The sequence below is a fragment of the Candidatus Eisenbacteria bacterium genome (genome assembly GCA_030017955.1).
Classification (GTDB): Bacteria; Eisenbacteria; RBG-16-71-46; order JASEGR01; family JASEGR01; genus JASEGR01.
The window spans coordinates 1-5,202 of sequence record JASEGR010000120.1; the positions used below are offsets into that span (position 1 = coordinate 1).

2 protein-coding genes and 1 pseudogene are annotated in these 5,202 nt (G+C 53.0%); all 3 read right to left on the bottom strand.

Annotated features, from left to right (window positions below):
• Positions 1 to 170: 170 nt before the first annotated feature.
• The 3 genes and pseudogenes from QME66_12500 to QME66_12510 all read right to left on the bottom strand — a co-directional run bounded on the left by QME66_12500 (position 171) and on the right by QME66_12510 (position 5,108).
• Complete coding sequence (locus QME66_12500; GenBank protein MDI6809776.1) at positions 171 to 1,886, bottom strand: SBBP repeat-containing protein; 1,716 nt, start codon at positions 1,884 to 1,886, stop codon at positions 171 to 173.
• A 57-nt stretch (positions 1,887 to 1,943) separates the two neighbouring features.
• Entirely contained in the window at positions 1,944 to 4,568 is a 2,625-nt protein-coding gene (locus QME66_12505) for an SdrD B-like domain-containing protein (GenBank protein MDI6809777.1), read from the bottom strand.
• Positions 4,569 to 4,880: 312 nt separating this feature from the next.
• Positions 4,881 to 5,108 (bottom strand): annotated as a pseudogene (locus tag QME66_12510) (transposase).
• Between the last annotated feature and the right edge of the window lie 94 nt (positions 5,109 to 5,202).

Below are 5,202 nucleotides of genomic sequence, written 5' to 3' on the forward strand. Positions count from 1 at the left end.
CGTTGCAAATTGACGCTCGATTCCTGCCAGAGTTCTTGGATACTCTTCCATGCTCCGGCATACTATATCTTGTATTTAGTGGAGTCAAGGGGATACCCCAATAACTAAAATGCCAAAAGGCCCCCGGTCCCCTCCACAGGGAACCGAGAGCCTCATGGGGTCATTTGATACTATCGGAGGAGTATCATCTTCTTCGTATCTTCAAAATTGCGTGCCTGCATGCGGCAAATGTAGAGCCCGCTCGCCGCGTCACGCCCACGTGCGTCTTTCCCATCCCACTCAACAGCGAAGTAGCCTGCAGGTCTGTTTTCATTCACCAGAGTGCGCACCTCCCTGCCAGAGACACTAAAGATCTTAAGAACGACCCAGGAGGCCTCCGGAAGTTGAAACTGTATCCGAGTTCTGCAGCTCAGTGGATTGGGGTTGTTCTGCTCCAGGGCATATCTTATGGGAAGTTGAATACCGGGCAAGCTCTCTTCGAATCCCATCGGGTATTGCGTCAAAACCCATTTCATAGTTGCGAGATCAGAGCCTGTCCCTGTTCCATAGCTCAATCCGGTAAGATACACATAGCCGGAATCATCCACTGCCAAACCGGAAGGAACGTCAATGTCATTTCCCGGACCACCATAAAGCATGGCCGAAGTGAGTACGCCAGTGGGAAACCACTTGGCTGTGAGATAATCGTACGAAGTGCCATATCCGGTGCTCAATCCTGCTACATAGATATTGTCAGACGCGTCTATCGCCAAAGCAGTTGCTTCATCCCAGCCATGCGCAGTGCGATTGAGAGTCCTGTCCCAAAGAAGCGCACCGGAAGGTGAATACTTAAGAACAAGATAGTCATAGGAACTGTCAGGGCCAAAGGTGGCGCCCGCCACGATCACGTTTCCGGAACCGTCCAGTTTCAATCTAGAACCTCTATCCCACCGGTTTGAGGGTCCGTTGTAGCGCGCTTCCCAGAGAAGCGTTCCGGAGTCGGAGTACTTTAGTGTCACGCAGTCTGCCACGCTGTCAGCCCCACTGCTGAAGCCAGTCACATAAACATTCCCAGATCCGTCAACAAGCAAAGCGTAGGGCCAATCCTCAAAATTCCCCGGACCGTCGTAGCGTCTTTCCCAGAGGACCGCTCCGGAAGGGGAACATTTCAGGGTCCAATAGTCGTCCGCCCGCCCGGTGCCCCGACTCAAGCCGGTCAAGAAGATGTTTCCCATGCTATCCAGATCCAGGGCGGTTGGTATGTCGTACCCATTCCCGGACCCATTGTAGCGCATGTCCCACACAAGAGAACCCGATTCTGTGTACTTAAGGAGAGCATAGTCAAACGCCGTCAGTGTGTCGTAGCTCATGGCAGCCACATATACATTGCCCTCACTGTCCAGGGCGATAGCAGTAGGCTCATCCCAGTCGTCTGCCAATCCGTTGAATGACCTTGTCCAAACAGGTTCTCCCGAAGAAGTGTATCTCAGAGTGACAACATCGTTCCCGCTCGTATCGGCCCAGCTCGTGCCTGTAACGTACACCTCCCCTGTACCGCTGACGGCAAGCGCAATCCCCTGGTCATCACCATTCGCTGTGCCGTTGAAACGGCGTTCCCAAAGCTGAGCACCATCTGGCGAATACCTGATGGTTACATAATCCAGTCCGCTGCCATCCCCAGTGCTTGCCCCTGTCACATAGACATTGTTAGAGTCGTCGAGGACAAGCGCAAAACCTGCATCATTGCCATTGCCGGGTCCGTTGTAACGGGCAAGCCAGGTCCCACTGAACACCGGAGCCACTCCAAAGCCTGAAATGAGAACGAGACCAATGAGCGGCCAGAGCTTCCAACACGACCACCAAGACAAATTGACCACGCAGGGGGGCGCTTGAGATCTAGGCTGCATGGTGTTGATCAATCTCTCCTCCACAATATCCAACGATAATCTCGAAAAACGCCGAGCTCAGAGAGCCGAAAGATTGTGAGCTGGCGGTGGAAAATGCTCCGTGACCTCCCACGTGTACGGGTCAAGGCCAATCAGGCCTGCAGCTTCAGCTGCAATCAGGAGGTGATTGAATGTGTGCAGCAATGCGCATACAAAACGGCTTTTCCACTTGTGGGTATATGTTTTGCACCCTAGCAGAACCATCTCCCTGATGAATGGGGAGTGATAGCATCCCCATTTTTCGAAGCTCCATTCATCAACAGCAGCCGGGCCAAACCCTTTTCCGCCCGACAGGTCTATCGAGCCACCCCAGCCGTGCCCGGTAATCCAGAGAGCCTGATAGCAGGAATTCTGCACGACTTCCTTGACCTTGTCCTGGGTAGCCTCCAGAGAGACTGTGACCGCATACCCGGCACTCGCGTATTTCTTTTCGGCTTCTTCCGCCGCATCACGTAGGCTCCACAAAGGAATGCCGGTCGGGATACCTCCGGGCTTGGCCTGAATGTCGCCAACACCCACAAATGCTTGTGGCGGCTTCGCCTTGGTTATGTTTATGTCCTTTATGACTTCGTAGTCAATGAACTGTGTTTGACTGTCTCTGATAGTGCATCTTACCTTAGCACCAGCAGAACGCGACCGCCTGAATACTACCGTCGCGCCCGCCGTACCCAGAGGAAAAGACCCTTTGCCTTCCTCCAGGCTCCAGGTGTAGCGGAGAGGGTCAAGTGGCAGGATTGTGGCGGACTCAGGAACGCAATAGGGCTCATAGTCAACACAGCTTAGGCTGACAGAGTCGACGTCCGCAGCAAGCACTGAAAGCAGAGTCAGGTAATCAGGGCAGAGATTTGGCGCTTCGTCGACAAGGATGTCTGCAGCAGATATTGGATCTCGCCGCTCCCATATTGGCTGTTGCGGAAGACAGGTTCCCAGTTCGAATTCTTCAATCTGTTCAGGCTCTTTTGGACTTCCGCTACCTTTACCAATCAGGACCCTGATCCCACCGGGCAGCGGAGAAGTACAGTCTTTTATCATGCTCACAACTAATCGGCCCGCGTACAGGCTGTCATCAAGAGCCTTGGCACCAGCCGACTGGTTCTTGATAGATAAGTCTATGAGTGCCACCTTGACTTCATACTCGTCCTGCCAGTCGCATATTGGAATCTGGTACATGACTGCTGTGGCCTCAATGAGGCCGGAAGGCTTTATCAACGTCCCAGGACCTGTGAGCTTCCACTCGTACTCCAGGAGGTCAGAGTAGGGTCCCCATTTTTTGACGACCGAGTCCCCACGGCAGTCAACGCACTTCTGAACAAGAAAGTCGTAATCTTCCCCTATAAGTGAGATGCCGATTACATCACCTGGCCTCATATGCCTCAACGTGTCATCGGGCGGCCAGTACTGAAAGTCACGAATGACCTGGATGGGAGGTCCCTTTCGCCACTTATAAGCGAGGTCGCAGGGAAGATAGCAGATGACCAAAAAGTCAATGCAGGTCCAAATGGGCATAGAATCATCAATAACAACCGTCCACGTGCCAGGAAATGCGGGAAAAGTCTGATTGCACCCTGCGTTCGACTCTATGCTGACTTCGTAGGTGCCAGAAGGTAGAGAGGCGAAGGAGTAATTCCCAAGATAGTCGGTGCTTGTTGAGTCTGAAACCTGCCCACTTATGTACACAGCCCATCCAGGAAGGCCGGGTTCGAGGCTGTCTGGCTGGCCATTACCGTTCAGATCATGATAAACCGTTCCGCTTATGCGTCCCCCTGCCATGCACCCATTCCCGCCGGCCCCCTCAGATCCTTCTGGTCCAATTCGTTGCCGGGTGCCCCAGAAAGGGTACGGCATGGCCAGAGCTTTGGCAAACGATCCCGCCGGATTCCCAATGTCGTTGTTGTAACACGAGCTGAGCGTATCAGGGTCCGGGCCATCCTGGCAAGAAGTGGCAAGCTTGAGGACCGGCCAATCGCCTCCCGTCCCGCTACCCCAGTAGACGAGATCAACGTCACACACGAGGTCAGAGACACAGTTCCAGAAAAAAAGCCAAATGAACTCTCCAAAATCGGTGAGCAGGTTATAGCCCGGATATGGATAACCCTTGTTGCTGCCGACATCGACCATCTGAACAGCAGTTGTAGCGCCTCCAGCATTGAACAGCATGAAGTCAGCATCTTTGCTGGTGTCACGCTTATACCGCCCCCCATCGCAAGCTATCAGCTTGACCTCTCCGGGGTTGATCCTGGAGCCATCCGGGAACCTGAAGGCCCAGTCCGTTTGGCTCCCGGCAAGATTCACGGTCCCAGTTTGAGGCAAGGCCGAATAGCCGTTGGCATCAGCGAGATAGTACTTGGAAAGGTCAAGTGAATCCGAGGTGGGATTGTAGATCTCGATGAATTCTGCCGAGTCTGAAGCGCTGAAAATGTTTGGGCCATGCCAACCCACCTCGGTTATGAGCAGATGGGTGCCTGTTATACCCGCAACAACAGAGTCTGGGGTGGGTACTGCGTAAAACACGCTGTTCCACTGGGCGCCAGTGTGGTCTTCCGTCGTTTCGTCGTGGCCGCCAGTAGTCTGCTGGGCGATCGCGTGCATTTCAAATGCAAAGCTGACGGCAACAGTAATCATCCACGACACAACTACCGTCATTGCACAACGCGATAGGGCTGTCACGCAGCAAGTCATATGATCAGGGGATCTGGAGACGCGTGAACTGCGAGGTCGGGTTTTTGTCCTTGGCTGGGGGCTGAGGAATCCGCGTGCGCGGCTGAGGACAAGAAAGACAAACGTGCTTTTCATGTCATCCCTGCTCTTACTGCCGAATGGAGCTGGAGTGCGAGAATGCATCGCAAGCTTGCATTGTCTCTACAATGTAATTCTACAACATGGAGGAGGTTATGTCAACACATCGAATTGACTCATAATAAAAGTATCGGGGTATCCCCTTGACTCCACTAGTCACTATATGTTGTGTTTTTTAGGCTTTGGTCCTCTTGCATGTTTGACCAGCGCTGAATACTGTACTGGTTTTATTGCTACTGCCTGCTGCATAAGTCGATAGAAGAGCTTTCCCCGGTAGCGAGAAGTCCGACGATTAAACCTGAACGTGTACTCATCGAGGTAATAGTCGAGATGCTCATGGCTAACAGCCCCGTGATGGGTACCCAGCAACCATCGTTTCAGCAAGGCCTGTTGAACGTCAATTGTTTTTCCCGTCGCATTGACTCATCGAAATTGTTACTGAAGGCTGGCTGTTGCCTCACTAGAATGTTACCGGGCAGAT